We start from the raw sequence: 13,530 nt of genomic DNA, 5'->3' as shown, positions 1-13,530 counted from the left end.
GCCGCCATCGGCGCTACCGGCGTGCCGCGCGCGCCGTCGCGAACCGACCGGTCGGCGCCCTGAGAGGTCTGTCGCGGACAGATTACGAGATCGTGTACTTCGCCCGAACCGGCCCGCGAGAGCAAGCTCGTGGCATACGGTGGGTCCACCTCGGTAACCCCGGGGTTGCAGGACGGGTAGCGAAGCCCCCAACGCACCCGTCATCGCTGAGTAGGTCAGGTGGGGTTCACGGGTTCAGGCTTCACCCGACCCCACCTGACCAGCACAAGACCGTTGCGGCGTAGATTCTGATCGAAGGACCACCATGAGCGGTATCGAGGAATGCACCCCGGCCGAGCAATTGCTGGCGAGTATCGCCCGCGCCGGATACGCGTCGGTTGACGAATTCATCGCCCGGCTACGCGCCGACCCCTTCGCCGACACCATGGAATTGCCTGCTGTCACGGAGTTCTGGGCCGTTCCCGCACGACAGGCCAGCTGATATATGCGCGGCGACGACAGCGGCGACGACGCGACGAACCGCGCACGGCTTCCCGGCGAGTCATCGACCCCGGCGCGCGAATCGGACCCCTACAGTGCCGACATGACCAGTGACGTTGCGCGGCAACCGACGGCCGAGGATCTGGCGTGTGCGGCGGCGACCAAGGAAGCGATGGGCTATTTCACCGACCAGGGCTGGTCGTATCCGCCCACCCGGGTCGCGCAGGCCATCGAGCTCATGGGCACCGTCGGGCGCTATCTCACCGACGCGGTGGAACATTCGGGCCAGCTGGACTCGGCCGACCTGGACAGGCGCTACGAATTCGTCTGCGCCCTCACCGAAATGGCCTACGAACAGCGGCGACTGTACTGGCTGCTCGACCGGTGGGCGCAGGAATGCGCCACCGAGGGCACACTCAACGGTATCGACGCGGTGTGGACCGCGCACCGGTTCCGCGACGCGCAGAAACACGCGACCGCCCTCGGTGACGCGCTCGGCGACGCGCACGCCCGTATCGGCCGCGATATCGATCGCTCCTGTGGCGAACACGCGCACGCCGCCGACCGGGCCGACGACGCCGACGAAGACGATCAGCGCACCTGGTAACCACACGTGACCGCCGCCGCACCCGAACCGGGCGCGGCGGCGCTCATGTCGTTCGCTAGGTCGTGGCGACCTCCGGTTCGGCCTTCTCCTCCGGTTCCGCCGGTGGCGCCTTCTTCGCGCTCGGCAAGAACGAGTAGGCCAGGCACACCAGGCCGAAGAACAGGTAGCCCAAGGCGACCTGGGGCGCTGCCGCCCAATCGACTTCGTGCGCGTGGATGAGTCCGATCCAGCTGAGCGCCGCGCCGACGGCCGAGCCGATCGCCGCCGCGACGAACCGTTTGTCGAGGACGAAGGTGACGATCGCGCCGAGCACCAGGCCCGCCAGGACCGCGCCCGAACCCAGAGTCTTGAGCCCGTCGTAGACGACACCGGCCTGACCGAGCGCGTCCGAGCCGATCTTGTCGGCCGAGGTTCCCGCCGCGCTCAGCGCGTTGTCGATCTGTCCGACCGCCCATTCCGCGAGGTTGGGCAACAGGGCCGCGACGACCGCGACCGCGTGCAGCCGTGGCACCGCCTGGAAGGCCTGGGCGCCGATCAGCAGACCGATGTACAGCAGGATCGGCACGATGGCCGGAATCGGCAGGATGGTGGACAGGACTCCGAAAAGGCCGAGCAGACACATCAATCCGATGGCGGCGCCGCTGGCGAGGGAGTATCCGGTGCGCCCGCCCGCGTCCTTCCAGCCGGGGTGCCCGATGTAGACGGCGGGCGGGAAGGGCGAGCCGAATCCTGAGCCGATGATGGCGCCGAGGCCGTCGGCGAGCAGGACGCTGCGCAGGTTGTAGTTGTCCCCGGCCGCGGCCGCGCTCTCCACATTGCTCATGGCTTCGGTGAAGTTGTAGACACCCAGCGGAATCGCCGTGGCCAGCAGCGGAGCGAGATTGCTCAAACCGTCGAACAGCAGGTCGAAGCGCAGGTCCGGCAGGCCGAGCGCGATATCACGCGCGGCTTCGGACACATCGGGAGCCGACATGTAGCCGCCGATCCAGCCGATGGCCGTGCCGACGAGCAGTGCGACGAGTCCGACCGGGATATTGCCCGGCAGCTTGGCGTCGGTGAAGAACCCGATCAGGATGATCGCCAGCACCGGGAGCCCGATCCAGGCCGCCTCCCACATCTGGGCGGCGGGGCGCATCGCGATGAAGGTGATGGAGATACCGGCCAGGGTGCCGAGCATCGCGGCGCGCGGGGTGATCTTGCGGATGAACGGGCCGACGAACGCGCCGATCATCACGATCACGCCGATCATGAACGCCCACGCCAAACCGGCGGACCAGGCCTGGAACGCGTCGTTGGTCTTCAGGTAGATCGGCAGCATCACCACGAAGACGACGATGAACATATGCGGGACGCTGGGCCCGTACGGCAGTGCCGTGACGGTGTCGCGGTTCTCGCGCCTGGCCAGCCTGCGCGCCAGCAGCATGTAGTACAGGTTGCCCAGGACCAGGGCGACGCCGAGCGCGGGGAGCACCGTGCCGAGAACGTCACCGCTGGGGATCTTCACCACGGCGATGGACAGCGTGGTGAGGGTCAGGACGTTGACGAGGATATTGAACGAGAGCCCGAAGAAGGCGTTCGTATCCCCTCGGGTCCACCACGGTAGCGACAGTTTGGCGACGGGACTGGATTCGTCGGGGAGTTTCGTATCGACGGACATCGGCTTTCCTTATGCTGTCGTTTTCGCTACGCGGAGGTATGCGCTGGGGTCGATGAGGCGAGTGCGTCGATGACGGTCGCCGAGTCTGCGACCCATCCGAAGATGCCGCCCTGGGCGGCGATCATGTCCAGTCCGACGCGCTGGAATTCCGGGAAATACGAACCGACGCAATCGGAGACGACCAGGCATTCGTAGCCGCGATCGTTGGCCTCGCGCACCGTCGTGTGCACGCACACCTCGGTGGTGACACCGGTGACCAGTAGCGATTCGACGGAGTTCCGTGCCAGTACCGCGCCGAGTTCGGTGGCGTAGAACGCGCCCTTGCCGGGTTTGTCGATGACGACCTCGCCGGGCAGCGGGGCCAGTTCGTCGACGATGTCGTGTCCGTACTCGCCGCGCACCAGGATGCGCCCGAACTGTCCCGGGTCACCGATGCGCTGGGAGGGGTTGCCGCGACGCAGTTTCGCGGGCGGGCAGTCGGACAGGTCGGGCAGATGACCTTCGCGGGTGTGGATCACCGGGATGTTCGCCGAACGCGCCGCTGTCATCAACCGGGCCAGCGGGTCGATCACACCGCGCAGCAGTTCCACATCGTTGCCGAGACTTTCGCCGAATCCGCCGGGTAGCAGGAAGTCGCGTTGCATATCGATCACGAGTAGGGCGGTGGTGCTCGGATCGAAGGAGAAGGGGGTCGGTGTCGCCGGAATATGCTGGGGTGCGGTCATCTTCGTTCTTTCTGTGCGAGCCGGACATCCATGTGCGCCTCGACCGGGCGCGGCTCGTCGAGCATCCGGGCGGCCGCGGCGAGCACGGTGTCGTCGGACTGCGCCGGGCCGAAGACCATCGCCGAGACCGGGCGGCCGTCGGCCGCCGTCCCCATCGGCACCGCGACGGCGGTGAGGTCGAGCAGATTGCCGAAGTGGGTGTAGTGGCCGAGCATCGTATTGGTGCGGATGGGATCGGCCTCGACCTGATCGACGGTGAAGGTGGTGCCGAGGGTGGGTACCACGACGACGTCGATCTCGGCCCACATCCGTCCGACCACCGCGCGCAGCTCCTGGAGTCGCTGTTGCGCGCGGAAGACGTCGACGGCGTTGAATTGATAACCGCTGGTGAAGATCTCGCGGATCACCGGCAGGATCGACTCCGGCTTCTCGGCGAGGAAGTCACCGAATTCCACCAGCCGTTCGGCGACCCACGGTCCCTGGTACAGCAGTTCGCCCGCGTCCAGGAACGGTCGCAGTGTCGTGGTCGTGGTGTCGAATCCACGTCTGCCGAGGCGTTCCCGGATGCCGAGGTGCGCGACCCGGAAGGCGTCGTCGCCGAAGAATTCCAGTTCCGATTCCGGCGGCAGACCCATTCGGATGCGCTCGCCGCGGTAGCGGGGGCCGCGTGCGCGGCTCCACGGGTCCTCCGGATCGGGTGCGGCGATGACCTCGAACACCCGATCCAGATCCTCGATCCGCGAGGCCATCAGCGTCAGGCAGTCCAGTGACTTGCACGCGGGGACCAGCCCGACCGTGCTGATCAGTCCCCGTGAGGGTTTCCAGCCGACGATGCCGTTGAGCGCGGCGGGCACCCGGCCCGAACCGGCGGTGTCGGTGGCGACGCAGAACGGCACCTGGCCGAGCGCGACGGCCAGTGCCGAACCCGAACTCGAGCCGCCGGAGATCAGGTCCCCGCCGAAGACGCTGCGAGGAACGGGATACGGCGTGCGCGTGCCGTTCAGCCCGGTCGCGAACTGGTCCAGATTCGTCTTGCCGACGAACAGCGCGCCCGCGTCGAGCAGACGCTGCACCGCCGGGGCCGTCTCGGTGGCGACGTAGGCGAAATCGGGACACGCGAGCGTCGTCGGCCAGCCCGCGACGTCGATACTGTCCTTCACTCCGAACGGAACTCCGTACAGCGGCAGGGTGCGCGCGCCCGGCCTGCATTCGATCTCGGCCGCCGCCGCCACCAACTGTTCGCGCGGCACCGGGGTGATCCAGGTGCCGTCGTCACCGCGCGCCGCGATCGCATCCGCGACACGCGCCGCGGTGCTGGTCGGTGCGCCACTGCCACTTTCGTGCGACGCGAGGATCTCCGCCACCGTAGGCCCGGGATTCAGCATCTGTCGATTGTCGACAGAATGTGTGAAGCCGGTGGTCTCCGAATGTATCCGCTGTGTTAGCAGATATCGAGGGGCGTACCACCACGCGGGTGAACGCCGCGGGCACGCCGGATTCGATCAGCGGACCGACCGCGAAGGGGCGATAGCTGCTTTCTCACCGGTACACCGGGGCCGGCCCGCCGTTTCGCGAACCCCTCAGCGAGATCGGCCGCGTTCCGTGAGCTGGTCGAATCGCGCGCCGAGGGCCGTGAACGGCTCCAGCCATCCGCTGCTCGCGGCGATCTCGCACAGCGGGCCGGTGGCGAGGAACAGAGTTCTCAGGTAGCGCAGGCGAATCCGATCGCCACGGCGGATCCGCGCGCACTGTTCGGTGAGATCGGCGACGAGTTCGTCCTCGTTCTCGTAGCGCGACTGCCAGACCAGATCCTGGGGACCGGACCGAACGTGGGCCAGCACCTGTTCGAGGATGTCGAGGAGTTCCGCCGCGTCCGAGTCCACGTCTCGAGAATCGCATGACGGCGATGCCGATGCCGACGCGGGCCCGGATGGACGGGCAGCGCTACCGGAGCGCGGTTTCCCATCCGGGCACGCCGAAATTCTCACCGCGCCGGTACAGGTCGATGCCCGCGGCGGTATAGGGAACGGTCTCGGCGGGCAGTCGGTCGAGGGGGAACCAGCGCAGGTCCGAGCATTTGTGCGGCTCACGATTCTCGGGCTCACCGTCCCAGCGGTCCGCGGTGAAGAAGAACCCGACCCGGCCGCCGCCCTCCGGTGTCCGCCAATGCACCGTCGAGACCACGCGGAGGTCCTCGCGTTCGAGCCGGAGCCCGATCTCCTCGTCGGACTCGCGGATCATCGCCGCGACGACATCTTCGCCGTCCTCGAGTTTGCCGCTCGGTAGGTTCCACATGCCGTCCGAATACCCCGTGTTCTGCCTGCGGGCGAGCAGCACCTCCCCGCCGCGCGCGAGCAGAAGCAGGACATCGACGGGAGCGGTATACGGCACGAGCAGCAGGGTACCGGTGCCCACCGACACGGTCCGCGAGCCGGAGGACGACGGGCGCGGTAGCACCCGTGTCCGCCGGTCAGCAGATGTCCAGGTTCAGATACGTCAGTTCACCGTGGCGCCGGAGTGCGGCGCAGGCGATGTCGGGATCGTTGGATTCCAGCGATTCGAGCAGTTCGGCGTGCCGTCGGATGCCGTTGCGGCGGGAGGCGACGCGGGCTTCCTCGCGCAGGTTGCGTGCCATCGGCAGTTGCAGTTTCAGCAGCACCGGCGCGTAGGCCAGGTTCAGCTGATGATTGCCAGCCAGGGCCACGACCTCGAGATGGAAGCGACGATGCGCGTTGTCACGTTCGAGGGTGTCGTCGGAGACGTCGGCGGCACGCATCTCGTCGAGCGCTGTTCGCACCGCGCCGAAGGGGTCACCGTGCGCGGGCAGCGGCAGCGCGCTCTCGATGGCGTGACGTTCCAGGACTCTGCGCAGTTCGAACAGTTGCAGGATGTCGGTGGCCGACCACACGAGCACCCGGAAACCGCGGCGCGGCAGATGTTCGACGAGACCTTCCTGCGCGAGCAGTCGCAGTGCTTCGCGCACCGGGGCCCGGCTGATCCCGAGCCGGGCGCACAGCGTCTCCTCGATGATCCGCTCCCCCGGTTCGAGTGCTCCGCTCAGCACGGCGGACCGCACATGCCTGGTGGCCATCTCGACCAGGCTCGGCGGCAGGACGGTCACGTGCGTCCGCGGGGTCATGAGTTCGAGTGTACGAATTTCGCGGAATAGTGCTCCGGCGAGCGGTTCGGCCGTGCCGGGCCGGGACGCCCGCAGCGGCGACGGCGCGCGACGGCGAACGCAATAGGGAGGATTCACAATCCTGGGTGACGGTCGTTCGTTTTCTCGATGAAACGCGGCGGCGGGGTCGAACGCCACGGCGGCGGCACGTACCGTCGATACTCGGAGAAACGTCACGACGAGGAGTGGCATGCGCATGGGCCCGCAGGAGGAATGCGGAAGCGGGGTGGACGTTCCCGACGCCACCGAGCGCTGCCCGATGCCGGGGCGCGACGTCGATTCGATCCTCAAGGCCGGAATCGAACTCGCGCTGGTTCTCGTCGACGCCGCCGCGGCGGCCGAGATCGCCCTGTAGATCGACCGCGCCCCAAACTCGGACGTTTGTCCAGCTCATCGTGGCCGATTCACGAATTCACCATCGACGCTGTGATCGATCACAGGTGAGCTCGGTCACGCTTCGACAGATCTCAGAAACCGTTTCGCGCCCACGCGATCGGCGCCGCGAGCGCGCTACCGTGATGTGCTTCGCCGGGTGCGGGGACGAAAGGGAGTTCACGATGACCATCGCCAGTACAGCCCAGCCGGACTTGACTGTTTCGGGCCAGCCGGTCACTTCGTCACTGAAGGATGTCCGCGCTCTTTCCCGAAAGATGGTGGGCCACTTCATCGAGAACGTCGCCCCGTGCCGGACATTACCGGGCGAGGCGATCAACGGTGATATCACGACCATCACCCGCACCTGCCTCGAACTCGCGGTCAGCATGCTCGACGGCAGCGATATCCCGGAGAAGACCCAGCAGTTGCGCGTCGGCGCGGAAGGCTGGGCGCGCGAGGGTATTCCGATCGACACCATCCATCACGCGGTGCACGAGGGTTTCAAACTGGGTTTCGATCTCATCCTCGCCGATGCCACCGCGGCGGATTTCGACAGCCTCAAATCCGTGGGACGGCGGCTACTGGAAATTCTCGACATCATCACCTCCACCGTCTCGCACGCCTATGTCCGCGAGCTACGCGCGGTGGTCGGCGAGCACCACACCGCCGCGCATACCCTCACCTCGGCACTACTCGGCGGACATGCCACCTCGACGATGGCAAGGGAATGCGGTATCGAAATCGCGGCCTCGTACTCGGTACTGGCCGTGTCGATTCCCCCGCATCCGGAGGAGGCCGACGCCCGGCTCGACGGTAAGGTCGTCGCCCGCCGCAAACTGCGTCGGGTGCAGGCCGAACTCGCCAAACGCTGCGGCGACGGCGCACTGTCGTTGCTCAGCGTCGACGGCGGCACCATCCTGCTGCCGACCGGCCTGGTCAGCGGGGAAGCCCTCGATCATCTGATCGAACAACTCTCGCGCAGTGCCCAGGTGCCGATCGCGGCGACACTGGTCGACGCGGTCACCGCACGCGTTCCCGCGGCCACCGACCAGGCCCACGAACTGCTGGACATGGTCCAGCGGTTGCGGTGTGTGCGCGGGCTGTACCGCTTCGACGATCTGGCCCTGGAGTACCAGCTCACCCGCCCGGGCCCCGGCCTCGAACGCCTGCGCACCATCCTCTCCCCGCTCGACGAGCATCCGGATCTGTTCGAGACGCTGCAACGTCACATCAGCAACAACCTCAATCGCCAGCGCACCGCCCGCGCCCTGCACGTACACACCAACACGGTGGACTACCGGCTCAAACGCATCGGGCAACTGACCGGGTTCGATCCCTCGGAGGCGGCGGGCCTGTGGTATCTGCGCGCCGCGCTCGTCGCCCGCAGCTACCAGCAACCCGGGGATCGCGGCGCGTCGCGGCGCACCGTGACCGCGACGCGGCCGAGTTGACCGTCGGCTCTCCCGCCTCGGCACGCCCGTAGCCGCCGGGCCGCGCGTCGTCGGTGGACGATTCGGGCGCTCCTCCCGCGCGCACCCGGCCGGGCACACGACAGTCGGCGCGCCGAATCCGTCAGCGCGGCAGCATATCCGTCCACACCCGGGTCGGCCCCGGCACGAGGTCGGTCTGCTGGTGCATCGAGCCGTCCGGCGAGAGGTAGTCGCCGGTGCGCGGGTCGTAGTGCGCGACGCCGATCGTCGGCTCTCGCGTCGCCGGGCCGGTGTCCGCACTCGGAATGGTCAGACCGGGAATCGACAGCCCCGGTATCGCGGGAGCGGCAGGCGGTGCGGACTGGTTCTCGGCGGGCACGCGGCGGGAATCGGGTGGGACACCCTGGGATTCGAGATTCGGATCGGTCGGATACGGACCGAGCAGCGGTTGATCGGTCGCCAGCGGCACGAATTGCTCGTCGCTGTTGCACATGGCGGCGGTCGCGGCGCGTTTACCGGGGACCGCCGCACAGGGGATATTGCGCGCGCCGCGCACCGCGATCTGGGAATCCTGCGGCAATTTGCAGTACAGGTCCTCCGGGGTGTCGATGGTGTCGACCTCGGCGGGCGAGCGCCACGAGGACGGCGGGAGGAAGCCGACGGTGCACGCGGGCGGGTCGGACAGCCCGCCGAGGCGGAAGGTTCCGAGTCCCAGACCCGAGGCGTTGTTGGACGGCTGCACCGCCTGGATCATCGAGATCGACGGTGGCAGCAGAACGAGTAGCTGCTCGAGTCCCGCGTGATAGGTGACCGCGAGCGAACCGACGCTGGTCAGGTTGGCGAGCAGGATCGGCAAGGTCAGCTTCACCGAATCGAGTAGGTCCGTCGCCTCCCTGGCGAATCCGGGACCGGCGTCGAGCAGAGTGCGGATCTGCGGATCGTTCGCGACGACCTGACCGGTGACCCCGGCCAGACTCCTCGTCCAGATCCGGATGGCGTCGGCGGTGCGCGCCTGGCTGTCGAGCAGCGGGGCGGCGTCCTCGAGGAAGGTCCGCGCCTTGTCACCGACCCCGTCGAGATCCGAGGACAACACCTGCGCCGAGGTGAGCAGTGAATTCAGGTCGTACCCCGCGCCGTTGACGCCCTTGAACAATTCGTCCAGCAGCGCGTGCAGTTGTTCGCGTGGAATGGTGGCGACCAGGGCGCTGAGACTGTCCAGCATCGGCCCCACCGGTTGCGGCACGGCGGTGTCGGCGGAGTCGATGACCGAGCCGTCGTGCAGATACGGCGGGGAGTCGGTCCGCGGACGCAGGTCGACGTACTGTTCGCCGACGGCCGACACGCTGCGCACCTCGGCTTCCAGATCGGCCGGAATCCGTTGTCCCCCATCGATGGCCAGCCGCGCGCGGACCCCGTCGGGGGTCAGTTCGACCGACGTGACCTTGCCCACCTGGACACCGCGATAGGTCACATTGCCGAACCGGTACAGCCCGCCGGTGTCGGTGAGATTCACCGTGACGTCGATGGTGCCGACCCCGAACAGCGTGGGCAGGCGCATGTACACCGTGGCCATGACGACGAGTCCGATGACCGACAGGATCGAGAAGAACACCAATTGGGTTCGGACGAAACGTGAGAGCAGCATCAGCGGCCTCCGCCGGTCGGCGGCGCGGGGTCGGGGGTGATGCCGACGCCGAGCGGGTTCGTGGTCTGGCGGGCGTAGCCGGGATCGCCGACGGCGGCCTGGATGACCGCTGTCGGATCACCCCACGGGGTGCCCGACAGCAGTTCGCGTTGCAACCGGGGGATCGTGAGGTCGACGGTCGCGTGCAGGTTGAGGTAATCGCCGCGCACCGCCCGGTCGATGGTCTTCTGACCGTAGGGGTAGACCGTCGCGTAGGCCAGCGCGGCATCGAGTTTCGGGCCGACATCGGCGATCGAGCGCAGCGTCGGTTCGAGGTTGCGCAGATTCGTCACCAGATCGGACTGGACCTCGGTGATCACGGACCCGGCCGTGTCGCTCAGCGTCCGCAGCTTGTCCAGGGCGAGGGTGATGTTCGGCTGCTGTTCGAGCAGCACGTCCAGCGCGGCGGGCAGGGTACGCAGGGTTTCGGCGAGCACATCGCGTTGCGCGGCGAAGGTGCCCGCCAGGCGGTTGAGCGCGTGGATGGAGGCGACGATCTCCCCGCGTTGGGCGTCGAGCGCGCCGACGAAGGTGTCGAGCCGGGTGAGCAGTGCGCCGACCTGTTCCTGGCGTCCGGCGAACGCGTCGTTGAGATCGTCGATGATGTCGCCGATCTGGCCGAGCCCGCCGCCGTTCACCACGACCGACACCGACGCGAGGGTCTGCTCGGTCGACGGATAGGTGGAGGTCCTGTTCAGCGGAACGGTCGCGCCGGAGGCCAGACGTCCGCTCGGCGCAGCGCCCGGCGGGGTGTTCAGCGCCAGATGGCTCGAACCGAGCAGGCTGGTCTGTCCGATGGAGGCGACCACATTGGCGGGGACGACGGTATCGGAATCCACCGAGACCTCGACGACGGCGTGCCAGCCGCGCAGGGCGATGGTGCTGACGCTGCCGACCACCACGTCGTCGATGAGGACCGGCGAATTCGCCACCAGGGTACCGATATTCGCCATCTCGACCTCGATGACGGTCGCGTCGGCGTCGCGGCCGGGCGCGCCGGGCAACGGCAGCGAATTCACTCCCTGCCAGCCGCATCCGGTGGCCGCCAGTACCACGCACACACCGAGCGCGACCGTCCGCGCGCCACCTCGTACATCCCGAATTCTGCTGCGTGACACGATGTTCACCTTCCGCTCGGGAACAGGATGTCCGCCAGGCTCGGCAGTGGAGCGGGCGGCGGGCCCGTGGTGTCCACCACCGCGGGCACCAGGTCGGGTTCGGTGTAGATCAGACTCTCCGGGCGCGCGGAGGGACCGTGCAGCGGATTCAGCGGGAACGGCAGGTAGTTGAAGTTGAGCAGGCTCAGCACCGGGCCGAGATAGTCACGACATTTACGGGCCGATTCCTCCGTGGTCGCCGTTTCGATGCTGGCGATGGAAGCGCACACGAACTGGATCGGGTTGGAGAAGTTGTTCAATACGAAAACCCCTGCCTCGGTGGCGGTTTCCGGATTGTAGATATTGTAGAAATTCGCCATGCTGGTCGGGAAGATGTGCAGCAGTTGCTCGAGGTCGTCCCGGTTGTCGACCAGATTCTGGGTGACGTTCACCAACCCCTGCACCTGCTCGCTCGCCCGGTCCCGGTTGTCGGCGACGAATCGGCGCACCTCGCCCACGGCCACCGACAGTTCGGTCAGCGCCGCGTCCAGATTCGATCTGCTGTCGTCGAGCACGCTGGACAGTGTGGCCAGCCGGTCCTGGAACTGCACGATCTGCTCGGTGCTGCCGCGCAGGATCGTCACGAACTGCTGGAGGTTGCCGATGATGTCGACGATATCGCCGCTGCCGTCGGCGAGTATTCGCCCGACACCGGATAACTGGGTCAGCGTCTCGCGCAGTTTGTCGCCGTTGCCCGCCATCGCGTTCGCCGCGCTGTCGATGAATCGTCCGGTCGAACTGCCCGCGATATCGGCGCCGGGGCCGAGGTCGGTGGCCAGGCGCGTCAACTGGGTCTTGATCTCGTCCCATTCGACCGGTACCGCGGTCCGCTCGACCGGGATGACGGCGCCGTCGGCCATGGTCGGCCCCTCCGAGCGGTAGGCCGGGGTCAATTGGACATAGCGTGAATCGACCAGGCTCTGGGCGACGATCACAGCTTTCGCGTCCGCCGGAATCGAGAGGCCGCGGTCGACCTCGAGGACGAGTTCGGCGGTGGTCCCGTGCGGTTCGATGGCCGCGATCCGACCGACCTTCACCCCGGACACCCGGACGTCGTCACCCTCGTAGATGGCGGTCGCGCTGGTGAATATCGCGCTGATCTGCTTGGGACCGAATGCTATTCGATATCCGGTGACCGCGCAGGCGAGCAGCGCCGCCGCGGCGACGAGCACCGCGCCGATCCGCAGGATTCGGTTTCTCGTCATCGCGGCGGCTCCGGGTGCGGTAGCGGGATCTGGCTCTGCGGCTGCACACCGAAGGCCTGATCGATGAAGGGCTGGATCAACGACCCTGGGATCAGATTCGCCACATAGGCGTTGTAGAACGGTCCGCCGGAAACCGCTTCGCCCTGTGTCAGAGCGACTTTCGCGAGTCCGGGCAGTGCCGCGGCGATATTGTCGCGGTTGCGTTCGAGCATGGCGACGACCGAATTGAGCCGATCCAGCGTCGGTGCGAGTTCGGCCTCGTTGTCGGCGACGAGCCCGGTCAGCTGCCGCGATACCGCGGCGGTGTTGGCGAGCAGTTCCACGATCGCCTGCCTGCGCGCGGCCAGTACTTCGAGCAGCGAATTCGCGTTGAGCAACAGCGAATTCAGCTGCTGCCCGCGCTGGGCGAGGATGCCGGTGACCTCGGAGGTCGACGACAGCAGTTCGCGCACCGAGTCGTTGCGACTGTTGACCGATTTCGAGAGCGCGGTCAGACCGTCGAACGCGGGACCGACCTGCGGGGCGATCCGGTCCAGAGTGGAGGACAGCATGTCCAGCGACCGATTCAGCGATTCGGTGTCCATCTCGGACACGTTGGTCGTCAGATCGCCGACCGCGTCGGTGAGCGAATAGGGCGAGGACGTGCGAGTGGCGGGGATGACCTGTAGCGGCCGCAGCGGATTCTCGCCTTCGGAACGCAGTGTGAGGATCCGCTTTCCGAGCAGCGAGCCGGTCTTGATCTGGGCGGAGGTCCGGTCGCCCAGCCTGATGTCCTCGTCGACCGCGAAGACCACCCGCGCGTCCCCGTTGTCCAGGCTCACCTTCGTCACCCGGCCGACCTTGACCCCGGACACGATCACGTCGTCGCCGACGGCCAGTCCCCCGGCCTCGGTGAACACCGCCTCGTAGCGGACGGTGGTCGCCCAGGTGATGAACTGCTGGGATTGCAATCCCACCAGGATGACGCAGACCACGAGGACGACGCCGACGAGTCCGTGCCGGAACAGATGTTCACCGCGATACTGGAGCATG

14 protein-coding genes are annotated in these 13,530 nt (G+C 67.3%); 4 read left to right on the top strand and 10 right to left on the bottom strand.

What is annotated here, in order from left to right; translation table 11 throughout:
* Positions 1–304: 304 nt before the first annotated feature.
* Positions 305–481: a hypothetical protein gene (locus DAT37_RS43955; protein ID WP_157978361.1), complete on the top strand. Its 177-nt coding sequence runs from the start codon at positions 305–307 to the stop codon at positions 479–481.
* A gap of 102 nt (positions 482–583) precedes the next feature.
* The gene (locus tag DAT37_RS08525; protein WP_157978360.1) at positions 584–1,087 is read left to right on the top strand and encodes a hypothetical protein; all 504 of its coding nucleotides are present in this window, start codon (positions 584–586) and stop codon (positions 1,085–1,087) included.
* A gap of 55 nt (positions 1,088–1,142) precedes the next feature.
* Here the strand turns inward: DAT37_RS08525 and DAT37_RS08520 are convergent, their stop codons facing one another.
* The 6 genes from DAT37_RS08520 to DAT37_RS08495 all read right to left on the bottom strand — a co-directional run bounded on the left by DAT37_RS08520 (position 1,143) and on the right by DAT37_RS08495 (position 6,608).
* Positions 1,143–2,744, bottom strand: coding sequence for a SulP family inorganic anion transporter (locus DAT37_RS08520; protein WP_109524162.1), 1,602 nt, complete (start codon positions 2,742–2,744; stop codon positions 1,143–1,145).
* A gap of 26 nt (positions 2,745–2,770) precedes the next feature.
* Entirely contained in the window at positions 2,771–3,469 is a 699-nt protein-coding gene (locus DAT37_RS08515; protein WP_109524161.1) for a cysteine hydrolase family protein, read from the bottom strand.
* Entirely contained in the window at positions 3,466–4,854 is a 1,389-nt protein-coding gene (locus DAT37_RS08510; protein ID WP_109524160.1) for an allophanate hydrolase, read from the bottom strand. Before DAT37_RS08510 ends, DAT37_RS08515 begins: the two co-directional genes overlap by 4 nt.
* A gap of 195 nt (positions 4,855–5,049) precedes the next feature.
* Complete coding sequence (locus DAT37_RS08505) at positions 5,050–5,352, bottom strand: hypothetical protein (RefSeq protein ID WP_109524159.1); 303 nt, start codon at positions 5,350–5,352, stop codon at positions 5,050–5,052.
* A 61-nt stretch (positions 5,353–5,413) separates the two neighbouring features.
* Positions 5,414–5,884: an NUDIX hydrolase gene (locus tag DAT37_RS08500; RefSeq protein WP_232839592.1), complete on the bottom strand. Its 471-nt coding sequence runs from the start codon at positions 5,882–5,884 to the stop codon at positions 5,414–5,416.
* Positions 5,885–5,939: 55 nt separating this feature from the next.
* The gene (locus DAT37_RS08495) at positions 5,940–6,608 is read right to left on the bottom strand and encodes a GntR family transcriptional regulator (RefSeq protein ID WP_109524477.1); all 669 of its coding nucleotides are present in this window, start codon (positions 6,606–6,608) and stop codon (positions 5,940–5,942) included.
* A 229-nt stretch (positions 6,609–6,837) separates the two neighbouring features.
* Between DAT37_RS08495 and DAT37_RS43950 the strand changes: the two genes are divergently transcribed.
* Both DAT37_RS43950 and DAT37_RS08490 read left to right on the top strand, forming a co-directional pair.
* The gene (locus DAT37_RS43950; protein ID WP_157978359.1) at positions 6,838–7,002 is read left to right on the top strand and encodes a hypothetical protein; all 165 of its coding nucleotides are present in this window, start codon (positions 6,838–6,840) and stop codon (positions 7,000–7,002) included.
* A 202-nt stretch (positions 7,003–7,204) separates the two neighbouring features.
* Positions 7,205–8,473, top strand: coding sequence for a PucR family transcriptional regulator (locus DAT37_RS08490; protein WP_109524476.1), 1,269 nt, complete (start codon positions 7,205–7,207; stop codon positions 8,471–8,473).
* Between the two features lie 121 nt (positions 8,474–8,594).
* Here DAT37_RS08490 and DAT37_RS08485 read toward each other — a convergent pair whose 3' ends face one another.
* The 4 genes from DAT37_RS08485 to DAT37_RS08470 are packed head-to-tail and all read right to left on the bottom strand — an operon-like array spanning position 8,595 to position 13,529.
* Entirely contained in the window at positions 8,595–10,097 is a 1,503-nt protein-coding gene (locus DAT37_RS08485) for an MCE family protein (RefSeq protein WP_232839591.1), read from the bottom strand.
* A complete protein-coding gene (locus DAT37_RS08480) occupies positions 10,097–11,254 on the bottom strand; it encodes an MCE family protein (protein ID WP_232839590.1) in 1,158 nt (385 codons plus the stop codon). The genes DAT37_RS08485 and DAT37_RS08480 overlap by 1 nt, the downstream gene beginning before the upstream one ends.
* Positions 11,255–11,259: 5 nt before the next feature.
* Positions 11,260–12,498: an MCE family protein gene (locus DAT37_RS08475; protein ID WP_109524158.1), complete on the bottom strand. Its 1,239-nt coding sequence runs from the start codon at positions 12,496–12,498 to the stop codon at positions 11,260–11,262.
* Complete coding sequence (locus tag DAT37_RS08470; RefSeq protein WP_109524157.1) at positions 12,495–13,529, bottom strand: MCE family protein; 1,035 nt, start codon at positions 13,527–13,529, stop codon at positions 12,495–12,497. The genes DAT37_RS08475 and DAT37_RS08470 overlap by 4 nt, the downstream gene beginning before the upstream one ends.
* Position 13,530: the final 1 nt, after the last annotated feature.

Source organism: Nocardia aurea, from assembly GCF_003123685.1.
GTDB classification, from domain to species: domain Bacteria; phylum Actinomycetota; class Actinomycetes; order Mycobacteriales; family Mycobacteriaceae; genus Nocardia; species Nocardia aurea.
The sequence above is the reverse complement of the archived record's forward strand: the minus strand, read 5'-3'. Positions and strand labels throughout refer to the sequence as shown.